Consider the following 16,961-nt stretch of genomic DNA (forward strand, 5'->3'; position numbering starts at 1 on the left):
CGTCGCAAACGTTTACGTGTCGCGGAGCCGGTCGGCGACAGCCACCACCCGGCGGGCCAAGTGGTCCAGCGCGTTGTTGGTCGCCTCGTCAAACTCGTGGATGTTGTCGTGGGTGGCCACCAGGCTCACCCCGTACGGGTTGCCGTCGACGAACTTGACCGGATCGGTGTATCCCGGCGGCACGATGATGCCGCCGAAATGCATCAGGGTGACGTAGAGGGCCACCAGGGTGGTCTCCTGGCCGCCGTGCAGCGTGTTCGACGACGTGAAGCCCGCATAGACCTTGTCGGCGAGCTTGCCTTCGGCCCACAGCCCGCCCAGCGAGTCGAGGAAGGCGCGCAATTGCGCGGCGGGCGAACCGAAGCGGGTCGGCGAGCCGAAGATCACCGCGTCGGCCCACACGATGTCGTCGCCGGTGGCCGCCGGGAGGCCCTTGGTGGCTTCGTAATTCGCGGTCCACGCCGGGTTGTGCGCGAACGAACCCGGGTCCTGGGTTTCGGCGACGTGGCGCAGCCGCACCTCCGCCCCCGCGGCCTCGGCCGCCGCGGCGACGCGCCGGGCCATCGCGGTGCCGTGACCGGTGGCCGAGTAGTAGATGATCGCGAGTTTGGTCATGGGGTCAGCGTAGGCATGTCGAGCCCGAATTCGCGGCGCAGCAACGTGCGCGCGGCGTAGTAACCGGACATGCCGTGCACGCCGCCGCCGGGCGGGGTTGCCGCCGAGCACAGGTACACCTTGGGAATGGGTGTGCTCCATGGGTTTACCCGCGGCGTCGGGCCGGCGATCGCGCGCCGGGCGGAGTTGCCGCCCATCCCGATGTCGCCGCCGACGTAGTTGGCGTTGTGGTCGGACATCCGGGCGGCGGGTACGGCGCGCGCGGCCAGCACGATGTCGCGGAAGCCGGGCGCGAACCGCTCGACGGCGGCGGTGACGGCCTCGGTCGCGTCGAGGGTGGAGCCCGACGGCACGTGGGCGTAGGTCCAGAACGGGCGGCGGCCCGCGAGGTCGATGCGGTCGGGGTCGGCGACGTGCGGCGACGCGGCCAGCACCATCGGCCACCGCGCGTGGCGCCCGGCGGCGATGTCGGCCTCGGCCTGTGCCATCTGCTCGCGGGTGCCGCCGAGATGCAGGGTCGGCGCCCGCGCCAGCCGCGGGTCCGACCACGGGATGTCCTCGCTGAGCACGAAATCGACCTTGGCGACCCCGGGTCCGAACGTGTAGTGGCGCAACGCCGTGGCGTAGCGGTCCGGAAGTGCGTCACCGTAGATCCGCAGCAGGGCGGTGGGTGCGGTGTCGAACGCGACGACCCCCTCTGGCGGCCCGGTGACTTCGACACCGGCCGTGAGTTCGCCGCCGTGCGCGCGCAGGTCGGCGATCAGCGCATCGGTGATCGCCTGGCTGCCGCCGACCGGGATCGGCCAGCCGACCGAATGGGCGAGCGTAGCCAGCATGAGGCCGGCGCCGGCGGCCGTCAGCGACGGCATCCGCGAAATCACATGCGCGGCAACGCCGGTGAACAACGCGCGGGCGTCCGGCCCGGCCAGCGACCCCCAGGCGGGCGTCCCCTGCGCCACCATCCGCAGTCCGAGCCGCAACGCCGACGGCAAAGAGCGCGGCACCGAACGCTTGTCGCCCAACAGCAACCCCACGACGTCTTCGGAGCGCTCGACCAGCGGGCCCAGCAGCCGCCGCCAGGACGCGCCGCGCTCCAGCTCCGCGCAGGTGCGCCCGAGATCGCGGTAGGCGATCGCGGCCGGGCGGCCGGGCAGCGGGTTGGCGTAGGAGATCTCCTGGACCGCCAGCCGCACGCCGCGCGCGGGCAGGTCGAACGCCGCGAAGAACGGCGACGCCAGCGCCAGCGGGTGAACCGCCGAGCACACGTCGTGTGAAACTTCTGGGAATCCGATGTCAGCCGCCGTGCGCGCGCCGCCTCCGAAGGTCGGCTGGGCCTCGACGACGTGCACTTTCAGCCCCGCGCGGGCGCAGATGACGGCCGCGGTGAGCCCGTTGGGTCCGCTCCCGACGATGGTCACGTGCGAGGTCACGTCCACCGGTCAATTACAGCCGATAGGCTGGCCGCGTGAATCTGCCTGTTGTACTCATTGCCGACAAACTCGCCGAATCAACCGTCGCCGCCCTGGGGGACCAGGTCGAGGTGCGCTGGGTCGACGGGCCCGACCGGCCGAAGCTGCTGGCGGCCGTGCCCGAGGCCGACGCGCTGCTGGTGCGCTCGGCCACCACGGTCGACGCCGAGGTGCTGGCCGCCGCCCCCAAGCTGAAGATCGTCGCCCGCGCCGGCGTCGGGCTGGACAACGTCGACGTGGACGCCGCGACCGAGCGCGGCGTGCTGGTGGTCAACGCCCCGACGTCGAACATCCACAGCGCCGCCGAACACGCGTTGGCGCTGCTCCTGTCCGCGGCGCGGCAGATCCCGGCGGCCGACGCCACGCTGCGGGAGCACACGTGGAAACGGTCGAAATTTTCGGGCACCGAGATCTTCGGCAAGACCGTCGGTGTCGTCGGGCTGGGGCGGATCGGCCAGCTGTTCGCCCAGCGGATAGCGGCCTTCGGCACCCACGTGGTCGCCTACGACCCGTACGTGCCGCCGGCCCGGGCCGCGCAGCTCGGCATCGAGTTGCTGCCCCTGGACGACCTGCTGGCCCGCGCCGACTTCATCTCGGTGCACCTGCCGAAGACACCGGAGACCGCGGGCCTGATCGACAAGGAGGCGCTGGCGAAGACCAAGCCGGGCGTCATCATCGTCAACGCGGCGCGTGGCGGCCTGGTGGACGAGGCGGCGCTGGCCGAGGCCATCGGCAGCGGGCACGTTCGGGCCGCCGGCCTCGACGTGTTCTCGACCGAACCCTGCACCGACAGCCCGCTTTTCGAGCTCCCGCAGGTGGTGGTCACACCGCACCTGGGCGCGTCCACCGCCGAGGCCCAGGACCGAGCCGGCACCGACGTGGCCGAAAGCGTGCGGCTGGCGCTGGCCGGTGAGTTCGTGCCCGACGCGGTCAACGTCGGCGGCGGCGTGGTCAACGAGGAGGTGGCGCCCTGGCTGGACCTGGCGCGCAAGCTCGGCGTGCTGGTCGCCACCCTGTCCGACGGGCCGCCGGTGTCGCTGTCGGTGCAGGTGCGCGGCGAGCTGGCTTCCGAAGACGTTGAGGTGCTGAAGCTTTCGGCCCTGCGCGGGCTGTTCTCGGCCGTCGTCGAGGGGCCGGTCACGTTCGTCAACGCGCCGGCGCTCGCCGCCGAACGCGGCGTTTCCGCCGAGATCGCGACGGCGTCGGAAAGCCCCAACTATCGAAGCGTGGTCGATGTGCGGGCCGTGACCCACGACGGTTCGGCCGTCAACGTCGCCGGCACGCTCGCCGGGCCGCAGCAGGTGCAGAAGATCGTGCAGATCAACGGTCGCCACTTCGATCTGCGCGCCGAAGGCACCAACCTGATCGTGCACTACGTCGACCAGCCGGGCGCGCTCGGCAAGATCGGCACCCTGCTGGGCGGCGCCGGGGTGAACATCCATGCGGCCCAGCTGTCCGAGGACGCCGAGGGTCCGTTCGCGACGATCCTGCTGCGCCTCGACCAGGACGTGCCCGAGGATGTGCGGGCGGCGATCGCGGCCGCGGTGAGCGCCAAGAAGCTCGAGGTGGTTGACCTCTCGTGAGGCGAGCCGGCGACGATGCGGAACGAAGCGAGGACAAGGAGCGGCGCCGATGAGGTTGGCGGTGATCGGCGGCGACGGGATCGGGCCGGAGGTGGTGGCCGAGGCCGTCAAGGTCCTTGACGCCGTGGTGCCGGGCGTGGCGAAGACGAGCTACGACCTCGGCGCGCGCCGTTTCCACGCCACCGGCGAGCTGCTGCCGGACTCGGTGCTCGCCGAATTGCGCGAGCACGACGCCATCCTGCTCGGCGCGGTCGGCGATCCGTCGGTGCCCAGCGGCGTGCTGGAGCGAGGTTTGTTGCTGCGCTTGCGGTTCGAACTGGATCACCACGTGAACCTGCGACCGGGCCGGCTCTACCCGGGGGTGAGCAGCCCGCTCGCGGGGAACCCAGAGATCGACTTCGTCGTCGTCCGCGAGGGCACCGAGGGGCCCTATACCGGTAACGGCGGTGCGATCCGCGCCGGAACGCCCCACGAAGTGGCCACCGAGGTCAGCCTGAACACCGCGTTCGGCGTGCGCCGCGTGGTGCAGTACGCGTTCCAGCGGGCGATGCAGCGGCGCAAACACGTGACGCTGGTGCACAAGAACAACGTGCTGACGTTCGCGGGCAAGCTGTGGTCGCGGATCGTCGCCGAGGTCGCCGACGAGTATCCCGACGTCGAGGTGGCGTACCAACACGTCGACGCGGCCACCATCTTCATGGTCACCGACCCCGGCCGCTTCGACGTGATCGTCACCGACAACCTGTTCGGCGACATCATCACCGACCTGTCCGCGGCGGTGTGCGGCGGAATTGGCTTGGCCGCCAGTGGAAACATCGACGCCACCCGGTCCAATCCCTCGATGTTCGAGCCGGTGCACGGCAGCGCACCTGACATCGCCGGTCAGGGCATCGCGGACCCGACCGCGGCGATCATGTCGGTGGCGCTGCTGCTCGCCCATCTCGGCGAGGACGAGGCCGCCGCCCGGGTGGACCGTGCGGTCGAGCATCACCTGGCGACTCGCGGGACGGAACGGCTCGCCACCAGCGCCGTCGGCGAACGGATCGCCGCCGCGCTTTAGTGGCGACCGCGAGCGCGGCGTAGCCGGGGGAAGCGGGTCGCCCTCGGTGCTTTAGTGGCGACCGCGAGCGCGGCGTGGCCGGGGGAAGCGGGTCGCCCTCGGTGCTTTAGTGGCGACCGCGAATGGCAGTTTCCACAGGGCTGACACCGGCCGCGGTAGCGCGGAAAACGACCATTAGGCTCAGGCAAATGCGCCTTGGTCGAATCGCCAGTCCGGACGGTGTCGCCTTCGTCAGCATCGAGGGCGAACTCGACAATCCCGCCGGCATGGTCGCGCGGGAGATCGCCGAGCACCCCTTCGGCACGCCGAACTTCACCGGTCGCTCCTGGCCGCTGGCCGACGTGCGACTGCTGGCGCCGATACTGGCCGGCAAGGTGGTTTGCGTCGGCAAGAACTACGCCGACCACATCGCGGAGATGGCCGGTTTCGCAACCGGCCCCGCTGCGGAGGATCCGATCATCTTCCTCAAACCCAACACCGCGATCATCGGACCCAATGCGCCGATTCGGTTGCCCGCCAACGCCTCACCCGTGCACTTCGAGGGCGAGCTGGCCGCGGTGATCGGCCGGCCGTGCAAGGACGTCACGGCCGCCCAGGCCGCCGACAACATCCTCGGCTACACGGCCGCCAACGACGTCTCGGCGCGCGACCAACAAAAGGCGGACGGCCAATGGACCCGCGCCAAGGGCCATGACACCTTCTGCCCGGTCGGACCGTGGATCGTCACCGATGTCGATCCGGCGGACCTCGAATTGCGCACCGAGGTCAACGGCGAGGTGAAACAACACAGCCGGACCTCGCTGATGATCCACGACGTCGGCGCGATCGTGGAGTGGACCTCGGCCGTGATGACCCTGCTGCCGGGCGATCTGATCCTCACCGGAACCCCGGCGGGCGTCGGCCCCATCGAGGACGGAGACACGGTCTCGGTCACCATCGAGGGCATCGGAAGCCTCGTCAATCCCGTTGTGCGAAAAGGAAAGTCGTGACAGTACGCGTCCGGTTCTGCCCGTCGCCGACCGGCACCCCACACGTGGGGATGGTCCGCACCGCGCTGTTCAACTGGGCGTACGCCCGACACACGGGCGGCACCTTCGTCTTTCGTATCGAGGACACCGACGCGCAGCGCGACACCGAGGAAAGCTACCTGGCGCTGCTCGACGCGCTGCGCTGGCTCGGCCTCGACTGGGACGAGGGGCCCGAGGTCGGCGGGCCTTACGGCCCGTACCGGCAGTCGCAGCGCAGCGAGATCTATCGCGACGTGGTGGCCAGGCTGCTCGAGTCCGGACAGGCCTACTACGCGTTCTCGACGCCGGAGGAGGTCGAGGCGCGCCACATCGCGGCGGGCCGCAATCCCAAGCTGGGCTACGACAACTTCGACCGGCAGCTGACCGACTCGCAGCGCGCGGCGTATCTGGCCGAGGGACGTCAGCCGGTGGTGCGGCTGCGCATGCCCGACGAAGACGTCGGCTGGGACGACCTGGTGCGCGGGCCGACGACCTTCGCGGCGGGCACCGTGCCCGATTTCGCACTGACCCGCGCCAGCGGAGAACCTGGAAAATTCTTGTACACCTTGGTGAACCCGGTCGACGACGCGCTGATGAAGATCACCCACGTGCTGCGCGGCGAGGACCTGCTGCCCTCGACGCCGCGGCAGCTGGCGCTGTATCAGGCGCTGATCCGGATCGGCATCGCCGAACAAACCCCGCAATTCGCGCACTTGCCAACGGTATTGGGGGAGGGCACCAAGAAGCTCTCCAAGCGCGACCCGCAGTCGAATCTGTTCGCGCACCGCGACCGGGGCTTCATCCCCGAGGGTTTGCTCAATTACCTTGCGCTGCTGGGCTGGGCGATCGCCGATGATCACGACCTGTTCAGCCTCGACGAGATGGTGGCCGCTTTCGACGTCGTCGACGTCAATTCCAACCCGGCCCGCTTCGACCAGAAGAAGGCCGACGCCCTGAACGCCGAACACATCCGGATGCTGGACGCCGGCGACTTCGCCACCAGGCTGCGGGACTTCTTCGCTGTGCACGGCCACGACACCGGGCTCGACGAGGCCGGATTCGCCGTGGCCGCCGAGCTGGTGCAGACCCGCATCGTCGTCCTCGGCGACGCGTGGGATCTGCTGAAGTTCCTCAACGACGACGAGTACGCGATCGATCCGAAGGCCGCCGGCAAGGAGCTCGGCCCGGACGCCGTCACGGTGCTGGACGCGGCCCTGGCCGCGCTGGACGGCGTGGCGGACTGGACGACCGGCGAAATCGAGGCCGCCCTCAAGGCCGCGCTCATCGAGGGTCTGGGCCTCAAACCACGCAAGGCGTTCGGTCCGATCCGGGTCGCGGCGACGGGAACGACGATCAGCCCGCCGTTGTTCGAATCCCTGGAGCTGCTGGGCCGCGACCGCAGCCTGGCGCGGTTACGGGCCGCGCGCGACGATGCGGTCTGAGTTTTTGGTAGTCTGCACTGCGGTTCACAAAGGCCGCTACGGCTGGCCACACCGGCTGCAGGACACTGCAGAACCGTTGTGACCAGCGGTTTTAGGCCGCCAATGGGGTATGGTGTAATTGGCAACACAGCTGATTCTGGTTCAGCCATTCTAGGTTCGAGTCCTGGTACCCCAGCAAGGTCGCTGCACGATCAGCGATTAGGTGCGCCTTCCCGGGTGAGCTATGCTGGCAGCTCGGATCGGTTCTGGCCCCGTCGTCTAGCGGCCTAGGACGCCGCCCTCTCACGGCGGTAGCGTGGGTTCGAATCCCATCGGGGCTACAACACGTTTTACTGGCCGGTCCGCAGCGCGGCCGGCGCCGTCGATCCCCCCACCGGCATGGGCGGCAACCCGAGCTTGCGGTGATCCCACGAGCGGGCGCGGCGGCCCACGATGCGCACGCAGACCCGCTTGTTCATCATCTGCTCGACGAAGGGCTTCATGTCGTCGGTGTAGGGGCCGGTGTAGCGCTCGAACACGCTGACCCCGACCCGGTGCGCGACGTCCGGATCGTCGACGATCTCGGCGACGCCCTCGAAGGACACCCCGCGCAGCGTGTCGTAGGTGTCGCCGTCCTCGATCAGAAAGCTCACCCGGGGGTCGCGGCTGAGGTTGACCGCCTTCTGCGACTTGGCCTTGGTCTCGAGCCAGATCTCGCCGTCGACGACGGCGTACCACATCGCGGTCAGGTGCGGCTGCCCGTCGGGGCCGACGGTGGCCAGCGTGCCGGTGCGGCTCTTCACGACGAAATCGGCGATCTCGTCCTCCGACATGACGATGCTCGCGCGCTGATTCGTTCCCATGGCGGTCAGTGTGTCAGGTCCGCTGCGGCTCCTCGCGAGCAGACGCAAAAGCTCCGTTTTCGTCGGCGTGTCGGGGGCTTTTGTGTCTGCTCGCCGCGCAACTAGAGCCGGTGGGCGAGCGCTTCCGCGGCGGCCAGCAGATCGGCGGCCCAGCGCACTCCCGGGCGCCGGCCGATCCGGTCTATGGGCCCGGACACCGAGATGGCCGCGACGACGGCGCCGCGGTTGTCGCGAACCGGCGCCGACACGCTGGCCACGCCGGGCTCGCGCTCGGCCACGCTCTGCGCCCAACCGCGCCGGCGCACGTCGGCCAACGCACGGTCGTTGAATTTGGCCGCGGGCAGGACCGCCTTCTGGGTGGCGGCGTCGGCGTAGGCCAGGAGCACTTTGGCCCCGGAGCCGGCCGTCATCGGTAGCCGCGCCCCGACCGGAACCGTATCGCGAAGACCCGCAGCCGGTTCCAGGGCGGCCACGCAGACCCGCGAGGTGCCCTCGCGGCGATACAGCTGGACGCTCTCGCCGGTGGTCTCGCGCAACGCGGGCAGCACCGCCGCGCTCGCTGCCAGCAGCGGGTCGCTGACCCGGGCGGCCAGCTCGGCGACCGCCGGACCCAGCCGCCACCGCCCCGCGTCGTCGCGCGCCAGCAGCCGATGGACTTCCAGGGCGGCGGCGAGCCGGTAGGCGGTGGCCCTGGGCAACCCCGTTCGCTCGCACAGTTCGGCCAGCCCGCAGGGGGATTCCGCGATCGTGTGCAGCACGACCACCGCTTTGTCGAGGACGCCGATCCCGCTATGCTGTCTCATAAGGAGATATTAGCGTCTCATATTGTGAGATGTCAGCGAGAGACCGAAGAGGGGCAATTCGAGATGGGATCCGACAATCCGCGCACCCTGGCCGAAAAGGTCTGGGACGACCACGTTGTGGTGAGGGGGGACGACACCGAACAGGGGGACGCTCCAGACCTGATCTACATCGATCTGCATCTGGTGCACGAGGTGACCAGCCCGCAGGCCTTCGACGGTCTTCGCCTGGCCGGCCGGCGGGTGCGACGCCCGGACCTGACGCTGGCCACCGAGGACCACAACGTGCCCACCGTCGACATCGACAAGCCGATCGCCGACCCGGTGTCGCGCACGCAGGTCGAGGCGTTGCGCCACAACTGCGCGGAATTCGGCGTGCCGCTCTACCCGATGGGCGACATCGAGCAGGGCATCGTGCATGTGGTCGGTCCGCAACTGGGTCTCACCCAACCGGGCATGACGATCGTCTGTGGCGACAGTCACACGTCGACGCACGGCGCATTTGGCGCGCTGGCCATGGGGATTGGCACCTCGGAGGTCGAGCACGTGCTGGCCACCCAGACCTTGCCGCTGCGGCCCTTCAAGACGATGGCGGTCAACGTCGACGGCCCGCTGCCCCCCGGCGTGACAGCCAAGGACATCATCCTTGCGCTGATCGCGAAGATCGGCACCGGCGGCGGGCAGGGCCACGTCATCGAATACCGCGGCAGCGCCATCGAATCGCTGTCGATGGAAGGCCGGATGACGGTCTGCAACATGAGCATCGAGGCCGGCGCCCGGGCGGGCATGGTGGCGCCGGACGAGACCACGTACGACTTTCTGCGTGGACGCCCGCACGCGCCCGCCGGCGCGGGGTGGGATGCCGCCGTCGAGTACTGGGAGCAGCTGCGCACCGATCCCGGCGCCGTATTCGACACCGAGGTCTATCTGGACGCGGCCTCGCTGAGCCCGTTCGTCACGTGGGGGACGAATCCCGGCCAGGGCGTGCCGCTGGACGCGGCCGTGCCGGATCCCGAACTGATGGCCGACGACGCCGAGCGCCAGGCCGCGGAGAAAGCCTTGGCGTACATGGACCTTCGACCGGGCACGCCGATGCGCGACATCGGCGTCGACGCCGTGTTCGTCGGCTCTTGTACCAATGGTCGTATCGAAGATCTGCGCGCGGTGGCCGACGTCTTGCGCGGGCGCAAGGTCGCCGACGGGGTGCGGATGCTGGTCGTGCCCGGCTCGATGCGGGTGCGCGCTCAGGCCGAGGCGGAGGGGCTGGGCGAGATCTTCACCGCCGCGGGCGCCGAATGGCGTCAGGCCGGATGCTCGATGTGCCTGGGCATGAACCCCGATCAGCTTTCGCCGGGGGAGCGGTGCGCCGCGACGTCCAACCGCAACTTCGAAGGGCGGCAGGGCAAAGGCGGCCGCACCCATCTGGTGTCGCCGGCCGTCGCGGCCGCAACCGCGGTGCGGGGCAGGCTGTCCGCACCGGCCGACCTGAACTCCAACTGACTTCGAATCGAGGACGAAATATGGAAGCCTTTCGCACCCACACGGGCATCGGCGTGCCGCTGCGGCGGTCCAATGTCGACACCGACCAGATCATTCCCGCCGCGTTTTTGAAGCGCGTTACCCGAACCGGTTTCGAGGACGGCCTGTTCGCCACGTGGCGCTCGGATCCCTCATTCGTGCTCAATCTCAGCCCCTTTGACCGCGGCTCGGTTCTGGTCGCCGGGCCCGATTTCGGCACCGGTTCGTCGCGCGAGCACGCGGTGTGGGCGCTGATGGACTACGGGTTCCGGGTGGTCATCTCGTCTCGATTCGGTGACATTTTCCGGGGCAACGCCGGCAAGGCCGGCCTGCTGGCCGCCGAAGTTTCCGCCGACGGCGTGGAACTGCTTTGGAAGCTCATCGAGCAGAGTCCGGGCTTGGAAATCACTGCCAATCTTCAAGATCGAAATATCACCGCAGGAACAACGGTGCTGCCGTTCACGATTGACGACTACACGGCCTACCGACTGCTCGAGGGCCTCGACGATATAGCCCTTACGCTGCGGAAACTCGACGACATCGAGGCGTTCGAGGCCGCGCGGCCGGAGTACAAACCGCGCACTTCGACCGCGTCTTGAAAGGTCGATCGGGACGGCTTTTCTTCTCGGCCGGCTAAGTAAACCGGCCGATTTCGCGGCCCGGCCACCGGTCAAGGGCGGCAACCGGATTGCGAAAATTTTCGTTGTTAGCTCGGCGAAATTGCGCGTGGCTCTTGGAAATTTGCTGGGTGAGGGTTTACCGTGTTCGCTAGTCGGTTCAAACGAGGACCACTGGCTTCGGAGGGTATGGATGAACAAGGCAGAGCTCATAGATGAGCTCACACGGAAATTGAAGACGGATCGGCGGCAGGCGACCGAGGCCGTCGAGAATGTCGTCGACACCATTGTGCGCGCGGTGCACAAGGGCGACAGCGTCACCATTACCGGCTTCGGTGTGTTCGAACAGCGGCGGCGTGCGGCGCGGGTGGCCCGCAATCCGCGTACCGGCGAGACGGTAAAGGTAAAGCCGACATCGGTCCCCGCGTTCCGGCCCGGTGCTCAATTCAAAGCGGTTGTCTCTGGCGCACAGCGCCTCCCGGCGGAAGGACCAGCAGTGAAGCGTGGTGTTGTGGCCGGCGCCGCGGCCAAGAAGGCGGCGAAGAAGGCTCCGGCCAAGAAGGCCGCGAGCAAGGCTCCGGCCAAGAAGGCCGCGGCCAAGAAGGCTCCGGCCAAGAAGGTCGCCGCCAAGAAGGCTCCGGCCAAGAAGGCAGTGACCAAGGCCCCGGCCAAGAAGGCAGTGACCAAGGCCCCGGCCAAGAAGGCCGCAACGAAGGCCGTCGCCAAGAAGGCTCCGGCCAAGAAGGCCGCGACCAAGGCCCCGGCCAAGAAGGCGGCATCAAAGAGGCCGGCCAGCAAGGCTCCTGCCAAGAAGGCTCCGGCGCGGCGCGGCCGCCGCTAGGAATTCGCATACGCGGATACCCTTCGGGATGGCAGCGCTGCCACCCGGAGGGTATCCGCGTGTCAGGCCCGCACGTTGGCGGCCAACGCGCCGCCGATGTGGTCCGCCGACACCAGCCGGCCGCCTGATAACGACAGCACCCACGTGCTGCCCTTGTGGTTGCGGGATTTATCCGCTCGCACGCCGTCGCGTTCGCACCACCAGTCGATCAGGTCCGGAATCACCTTGCCCTGCGTGCAGATCACCGGGGTGCCGCCCTCCTCGGCGATGCCCAGCATCCGCTGGCGGGCGCGCTTGGGGTTCTTGGCGTAGGCCTCCTCGGTGAGCGCCGGCTCGTTGTGCACGGTGACACCGAGCTCCTGTGCGAGCGGTTCCACCGTCTGATGGCAGCGCAGCCGGTCCGCCGCATACACGTCGGAGGCGCCGAAGGCGAGCAGTTGGGGAACCAGAGCCTCGGCCTGCGCGCGTCCCCTCTTGTCCAGCGGTCGCTTGGTGTCGTCGCCGGAAAAGCGTGACTTCCTGCCGGCCGTGCCATGACGGACCACGAGTACCGTTTGCGTGTCGGCGGGATGTTTCGCGAAGTGGCGCAACATCTTTCGGTCGTGCGGGTAGCTGAGCCTGTCCTTGGCTTCGGCGACGGGCAGCCACACCAGTTCGTCGACCTCGCTGCCCGGGGTGAACTCGCCGCCGGTGCTGCGCGCCGCCCAGTAGTGAACCTTCTTGACGCCCTGCTCGATCGGGTAGCTCACCATGTCCAGCCGCCTGCCGAGCACGGCGCCGTGGCCCGTCTCCTCGAATATCTCCCGCACCGCCGCCACGGGCTCCGTCTCGCCGGGATCGACTTTGCCCTTGGGCAGCGACCAGTCGTCGTAACGGGGGCGATGGATGACGGCGACCTCGAGGCCGGGGTTGCTCGAATCCGTCGGTCGCCACAGCACCGCGCCCGCGGCGTGCACGACCCGACTGCCCGAGCGCCGACTGCCGGACGAGGTCTGGGCTGGCAACTCAACTCCTGCAGGTCAATTCGGCGACGGCGCGCCGGCCATGGGCGCGACCAGGAAAGCTACCACATGGCCTCAGGCGCTCCGGTGCAGCTCCATCAGCGACTCCTGATGGTCGCGCACCGTGTGACCATCCTGCGGCGACGCGGTCCACTGCCCGTCGGTGCCCAGCTCCCAGCACCGGGTGGACGGGTTCAAGGCGGATTCGAACAGGTCGTCCAGGTAGGCCGTGAGCCTCGGGTCCTTCACTTGAACCAGCGCCTCGACGCGCCGGTCGAGGTTGCGGTGCATCATGTCCGCGCTGCCGATCCAGAACTCGTTGATGCGGGCGAAATGCATGATCCGCGAGTGCTCCAGGAACCTGCCGAGTATCGAACGGACCGAGATGTTCTCCGAAAAGCCCTCCGTGCCAGGGCGCAGCGCGCAGATGCCGCGCACCACGATCTCGACGCGCACGCCGGCGCGCGACGCGCGATACAGCGCGTCGATCACCTGCTCGTCGACCAGAGCGTTCATCTTCATCCGGATCCTGCCCCCGCCGCTTTCGCCGTGCGCGGCGATCTCGCGCTCGACGCGCTCGATGATGCCGGTGCGGATGCTGTGCGGCGCCACCAACAGGTTGCGGTAGGACACCTTCCGCGAGTAGCCGGTGAGCGAATTGAACAGGTCGGTCAGATCGGCGCCGATCTCCGGGGAAGCCGTGAGCAGACCGACGTCCTCGTACAGCCGCGCCGTCTTGCCGTTGTAATTGCCGGTCCCGATGTGGCAGTACCGCCGGATCGTCGAGCCTTCGCGGCGCACCACAAGGCAGGTCTTGCAATGCGTCTTCAGCCCGACGTACCCGTACACCACGTGCACGCCCGCCTGCTCAAGTGTGCGCGCCCAACGGATGTTGGCCTGCTCGTCGAAGCGGGCCTTGATCTCCACCATCGCCACCACCTGCTTTCCGGCCTCGGCGGCGGCGATGAGAGCGCGAACGATCGGCGAGTCGCCGGAGGTGCGATACAGCGTCTGCTTGATCGCAAGGACATTGGGGTCGGCGGCGGCCTGCTCGATGAATCGCTGCACGCTGGTGGAGAACGACTCATACGGATGATGAAGCAGCACATCGCCTTCGCGCAGCGTGGCGAAGATGCTCCGCGGTGTTTCGCGGTCGGCGAAGGCGGGGCTGGTGGCCGGGACGAAGGCCGGGTCTTTGAGCGCCGGCCGGTCCAATCCGTAGACCTGCCACAACGACGAAAGGTCGAGTAATCCGGGCACTTCGATGACGTCACCGGGATTCACGTCGAGTTCGCGCAGCAGCAGTTCCAGCATGCTCTCGGTCATGTCGTCGGCGATCTCGAGCCGAACCGGCGAACCGAACCGGCGGCGCGCCAACTCTCGCTCCAGCGCCTGCAGCAGGTCTTCGTCACGGTCCTCTTCGACCTCGTAATCCGCGTTGCGGGTGATGCGGAACGCGTGATGCTGCACGATCTCCATGCCCGGGAACAGCACCGGGAGGAAGGCGGCGATCAGCTCCTCCATCGGCAGGAAGCGGACGACGGCGGGCCCGTCGGCTCCGTCGGTGTCGCCGCGGGTTTCGAGTTCGACGAAGCGATCGACGTTGTTGGGCACCTTGACCCGGGCGAAGTGCTGGCCGCCGTCCTCGGGCTGGCGCACCATGACCGCCAGGTTCAGGCTCAGCCCGCTGACGAACGGGAAGGGGTGGGCGGGGTCGACGGCCAGCGGCGTGAGGACCGGGAAGACCTGCTCGTTGAAATACGTCGACAGTTGGTCGCGCTCATCGGAATCCAGATCGGCCCACGTGACGATGTGGATGCCCTCCGCGGCGAGGGCCGGTTCGACCGAATCGAGGAACACGCGCGCGTGCCGGGTCGCGATCCGCTGCGTCTGCTCGCCGATGAGGGCCAGTTGCTCGCGCGGCGTCAGACCGTCGGCCGAGCGCACGGAAAGTCCCATCTCGTCGCGGCGCTTGAGGCCGGCGACCCGGACCATGTAGAACTCGTCGAGGTTCGACGCGAAGATCGCCAAGAACTTCGCGCGCTCGAGCAGCGGCAGCGAGTTGTCGTCCGCCAGCGCGAGCACGCGCGCGTTGAAGTCCAGCCAGCTCAGTTCCCGGTTGAGATAGCGGTCCTCCGGTAGCGCGTCGTCGATCGCCGCCGGGGTTGCGGCGGGCGGTGCGCCGACAGCCGGGCCGTCGGGCTGCCATACGGGTTCTTCGAGGCGCGCCTCGGCTTCGATTTCGGTCACCCTGCGATCATTGCTCATTCCCGCTGGTGCTGCTAGCGCCCGGGGGACATCCATTCGCCGTTGTCGCGCAGTTCACCGGCTGTACAGGTTTGCTGTTGCGGGGTCGTCGTCAGTGCTGCGCGACGGCCCGGGCCGTCGCGGACCCGACCCCGAGGCGACGGGCGGCCGCCAAGTCGGCGGGCGTGTCGACGTCGCAGCGCAGACCCGGCCACGCGCCGGTCAGCTCTATCGCGCCCGAACGCCGGTGCCGCGCGCAGGAATCCGGGCCGAACTGCGGATCGAGCGCGGCCCCGAACGCGCACAGTGCGGCCGTTCCCGTCGCCAACCGGTCGGCGACGAAGCTGCGCCGGTGGTGGCGCGCGGCGGCGATCGCCTCGGCGAGCTCCTGGCTCTGCAACGCCGGCAAATCTCCTTGCAGCACAACGACATTGGTGAAGGCCCCGGCCACCGCCCGTTCGGCGGTGGCGATCGCGGTGTTCAACGGGTCGCTGTTGTTTTCGGGAGTCGGATCGTCCAGCACACCGGCGCCCAGGTCGGCGGCGGCGGCGGCCGCGGCCTCGTCGGGCGTGATGACGGTGATCGAGCCCAGCGCGGCCACGGCGGAGGCGGCGGTCAGTGTGTCGATCAACATGGCCAGCACCACCTTCTCCCGGGTCCGCGCCGAGAACACCGGCGCCAGCCTGGTCTTGGCGGCGGCCAACCGCTTGACGGCGATGATCAACGCCACGTCACCGGCGCCGTTGCCCGCGCCATCGGCCCGTGTGCCGCTCATCCCGCCATCCTGCCAGCGCCGCCGCGGCGGCCCGGCGCCACGGTAGCGTGACGTCACATTCTTCTTTGAGACAGACGGGCTTCTTTCAGACAGACGGGGTGGTCGATGGCCGGTTCGGAGCGCGCCGTTGCGGTGATGGGCGCCGGCGCCTGGGGTACGGCACTGGCCAAGGTGCTTGCCGACGCCGCGGGAACGGCAGCCGAAGTCAAATTATGGGCGCGGCGATCCGAAGTGGCCGACGAGATCAACGCCTCCCGGTACAACCAGGCCTATCTGCCCGGGACCCTGTTGCCGCCGGGCATCCGCGCCACGACGGACGCGGGCGAGGCCCTGGCCGGTGTGACGACAGTGCTGCTGGCGGTTCCGGCGCAGACGATGCGGAGCAACCTCGAGCGGTGGGCGCCCCTGGTGGCCGACGGCGCCACCCTGGTCAGCCTGGCCAAGGGCATCGAGCTGGGCACGCTGATGCGGATGAGCCAGGTGATCGTTTCGGTGACCGGCGTGGACCCGACCCAGGTCGCGGTCATCTCCGGACCGAACCTCGCCAGCGAGATCGCCGAATGCCAGCCCACCGCCACGGTCGTCGCGTGCAGCGACTCCGGCCGCGCGGTCGCCGTGCAGCGGATGCTGAACAGCGGGTACTTCCGCCCGTATACCAACAGCGACGTGGTAGGCACCGAGATCGGCGGGGCGTGCAAGAACGTCATCGCGCTGGCGTGCGGGATGGCGGCCGGCGTCGGGCTCGGCGAAAACACCGCGGCCGCGATCATCACGCGGGGCCTGGCGGAGATCATCCGCCTGGGAATCGCCCTCGGCGCCAAGGGCGCGACGCTGGCCGGGCTGGCCGGCGTCGGTGACCTGGTGGCCACGTGCACGTCGCCGCGGTCGCGCAACCGCTCCTTCGGCGAGGCCCTGGGCCGCGGCGGGACCGTGGAGTCCGCCACGGAGGCAGGCCACGGGCACGTCGTCGAGGGGGTGACGTCGTGCGAGGCGGTGCTGGCGCTGGCGTCCAGTTACGACGTCGAGATGCCGCTCACCGACGCCGTGCACCGGGTGTGCCACAAGGGCCTGTCGGTCGACGAGGCGATGGCGCTGCTGCTGGGCCGCAGCACCAAGCCCGAATGACCAAACCGCAGGTCGCGGC

Annotated in this window: 15 protein-coding genes and 2 tRNA genes; 10 read left to right on the top strand and 7 right to left on the bottom strand. The window is 68.9% G+C overall.

Going from position 1 to position 16,961, the window contains the following annotated elements:
* Positions 1-12: 12 nt before the first annotated feature.
* Both wrbA and A5696_RS15010 read right to left on the bottom strand, forming a co-directional pair.
* Positions 13-615, bottom strand: a complete 603-nt coding sequence (gene wrbA, locus A5696_RS15005) for an NAD(P)H:quinone oxidoreductase (RefSeq protein WP_067880181.1) — start codon at positions 613-615, stop codon at positions 13-15.
* The gene (locus tag A5696_RS15010; protein ID WP_067880577.1) at positions 612-2,033 is read right to left on the bottom strand and encodes an NAD(P)/FAD-dependent oxidoreductase; all 1,422 of its coding nucleotides are present in this window, start codon (positions 2,031-2,033) and stop codon (positions 612-614) included. Before A5696_RS15010 ends, wrbA begins: the two co-directional genes overlap by 4 nt.
* 47 nt (positions 2,034-2,080) lie before the next feature.
* On the opposite strand from A5696_RS15010, the gene serA reads away from it, so the two are divergent.
* The 6 genes from serA (at position 2,081) to A5696_RS15040 (ending at position 7,496) form a co-directional block, all read left to right on the top strand.
* Positions 2,081-3,667 (top strand): phosphoglycerate dehydrogenase, encoded by a 1,587-nt coding sequence (gene serA, locus A5696_RS15015; RefSeq protein ID WP_067880184.1) that lies wholly within the window; start codon positions 2,081-2,083, stop codon positions 3,665-3,667.
* A 49-nt stretch (positions 3,668-3,716) separates the two neighbouring features.
* Complete coding sequence (locus A5696_RS15020) at positions 3,717-4,727, top strand: 3-isopropylmalate dehydrogenase (protein ID WP_067880186.1); 1,011 nt, start codon at positions 3,717-3,719, stop codon at positions 4,725-4,727.
* 188 nt (positions 4,728-4,915) lie between these two features.
* Entirely contained in the window at positions 4,916-5,716 is an 801-nt protein-coding gene (locus tag A5696_RS15025) for a fumarylacetoacetate hydrolase family protein (protein ID WP_067880189.1), read from the top strand.
* Positions 5,713-7,176: a glutamate--tRNA ligase gene (gltX, locus tag A5696_RS15030; RefSeq protein WP_082969030.1), complete on the top strand. Its 1,464-nt coding sequence runs from the start codon at positions 5,713-5,715 to the stop codon at positions 7,174-7,176. Before A5696_RS15025 ends, gltX begins: the two co-directional genes overlap by 4 nt.
* Positions 7,177-7,279: 103 nt before the next feature.
* Positions 7,280-7,351, top strand: a tRNA-Gln gene (locus A5696_RS15035).
* Positions 7,352-7,423: 72 nt separating this feature from the next.
* A tRNA-Glu gene (locus tag A5696_RS15040) sits at positions 7,424-7,496 on the top strand.
* A 9-nt stretch (positions 7,497-7,505) separates the two neighbouring features.
* Here A5696_RS15040 and A5696_RS15045 read toward each other — a convergent pair.
* Together A5696_RS15045 and A5696_RS15050 are read right to left on the bottom strand one after the other, a co-directional pair.
* Complete coding sequence (locus A5696_RS15045; protein WP_067880195.1) at positions 7,506-8,018, bottom strand: pyridoxamine 5'-phosphate oxidase family protein; 513 nt, start codon at positions 8,016-8,018, stop codon at positions 7,506-7,508.
* Between the two features lie 101 nt (positions 8,019-8,119).
* Positions 8,120-8,821, bottom strand: a complete 702-nt coding sequence (locus A5696_RS15050; protein WP_067880199.1) for an IclR family transcriptional regulator — start codon at positions 8,819-8,821, stop codon at positions 8,120-8,122.
* A gap of 63 nt (positions 8,822-8,884) precedes the next feature.
* Here A5696_RS15050 and leuC point away from each other — a divergent pair, with 63 nt between their 5' ends.
* The 3 genes from leuC (at position 8,885) to A5696_RS15065 (ending at position 11,794) form a co-directional block, all read left to right on the top strand.
* Positions 8,885-10,318, top strand: coding sequence for a 3-isopropylmalate dehydratase large subunit (gene leuC, locus A5696_RS15055; protein ID WP_067880201.1), 1,434 nt, complete (start codon positions 8,885-8,887; stop codon positions 10,316-10,318).
* Between the two features lie 20 nt (positions 10,319-10,338).
* Positions 10,339-10,935, top strand: a complete 597-nt coding sequence (leuD, locus tag A5696_RS15060; RefSeq protein ID WP_067880204.1) for a 3-isopropylmalate dehydratase small subunit — start codon at positions 10,339-10,341, stop codon at positions 10,933-10,935.
* A gap of 211 nt (positions 10,936-11,146) precedes the next feature.
* Positions 11,147-11,794, top strand: a complete 648-nt coding sequence (locus tag A5696_RS15065; RefSeq protein ID WP_067880207.1) for an HU family DNA-binding protein — start codon at positions 11,147-11,149, stop codon at positions 11,792-11,794.
* A 62-nt stretch (positions 11,795-11,856) separates the two neighbouring features.
* On the opposite strand, the gene A5696_RS15070 is transcribed toward A5696_RS15065, so the two are convergent.
* From A5696_RS15070 to cofC, 3 genes are all read right to left on the bottom strand, one after another.
* A complete protein-coding gene (locus tag A5696_RS15070) occupies positions 11,857-12,798 on the bottom strand; it encodes an NUDIX hydrolase (protein WP_067880210.1) in 942 nt (313 codons plus the stop codon).
* A gap of 72 nt (positions 12,799-12,870) precedes the next feature.
* Positions 12,871-15,099, bottom strand: a complete 2,229-nt coding sequence (locus tag A5696_RS15075) for an RNA degradosome polyphosphate kinase (RefSeq protein WP_067880213.1) — start codon at positions 15,097-15,099, stop codon at positions 12,871-12,873.
* Between the two features lie 55 nt (positions 15,100-15,154).
* A complete protein-coding gene (gene cofC / locus A5696_RS15080; RefSeq protein ID WP_067880216.1) occupies positions 15,155-15,817 on the bottom strand; it encodes a 2-phospho-L-lactate guanylyltransferase in 663 nt (220 codons plus the stop codon).
* 105 nt (positions 15,818-15,922) lie between these two features.
* Between cofC and A5696_RS15085 the strand changes: the two genes are divergently transcribed.
* Complete coding sequence (locus tag A5696_RS15085) at positions 15,923-16,942, top strand: NAD(P)H-dependent glycerol-3-phosphate dehydrogenase (RefSeq protein WP_067880219.1); 1,020 nt, start codon at positions 15,923-15,925, stop codon at positions 16,940-16,942.
* Positions 16,943-16,961 lie beyond the last annotated feature (19 nt).

It is taken from the genome of Mycobacterium sp. E2699 (assembly GCF_001666745.1).
In the GTDB taxonomy this organism is placed as follows: Bacteria; Actinomycetota; Actinomycetes; order Mycobacteriales; family Mycobacteriaceae; genus Mycobacterium.

Bases quoted from the DNA above. Each gene is read 5' to 3' on its own strand.
- A5696_RS15050 (WP_067880199.1), bottom strand. From the start codon at position 8,821: ATGAGACAGCATAGCGGGATCGGCGTCCTCGACAAAGCGGTGGTCGTG.
- A5696_RS15025 (WP_067880189.1), top strand. From the start codon at position 4,916: ATGCGCCTTGGTCGAATCGCCAGTCCGGACGGTGTCGCCTTCGTCAGC.
- A5696_RS15045 (WP_067880195.1), bottom strand. From the start codon at position 8,018: ATGGGAACGAATCAGCGCGCGAGCATCGTCATGTCGGAGGACGAGATC.
- A5696_RS15075 (WP_067880213.1), bottom strand. From the start codon at position 15,099: ATGGATGTCCCCCGGGCGCTAGCAGCACCAGCGGGAATGAGCAATGAT.
- A5696_RS15065 (WP_067880207.1), top strand. From the start codon at position 11,147: ATGAACAAGGCAGAGCTCATAGATGAGCTCACACGGAAATTGAAGACG.
- cofC (WP_067880216.1), bottom strand. From the start codon at position 15,817: ATGAGCGGCACACGGGCCGATGGCGCGGGCAACGGCGCCGGTGACGTG.
- wrbA (WP_067880181.1), bottom strand. From the start codon at position 615: ATGACCAAACTCGCGATCATCTACTACTCGGCCACCGGTCACGGCACC.
- A5696_RS15085 (WP_067880219.1), top strand. From the start codon at position 15,923: ATGGCCGGTTCGGAGCGCGCCGTTGCGGTGATGGGCGCCGGCGCCTGG.
- A5696_RS15020 (WP_067880186.1), top strand. From the start codon at position 3,717: ATGAGGTTGGCGGTGATCGGCGGCGACGGGATCGGGCCGGAGGTGGTG.
- leuD (WP_067880204.1), top strand. From the start codon at position 10,339: ATGGAAGCCTTTCGCACCCACACGGGCATCGGCGTGCCGCTGCGGCGG.
- leuC (WP_067880201.1), top strand. From the start codon at position 8,885: ATGGGATCCGACAATCCGCGCACCCTGGCCGAAAAGGTCTGGGACGAC.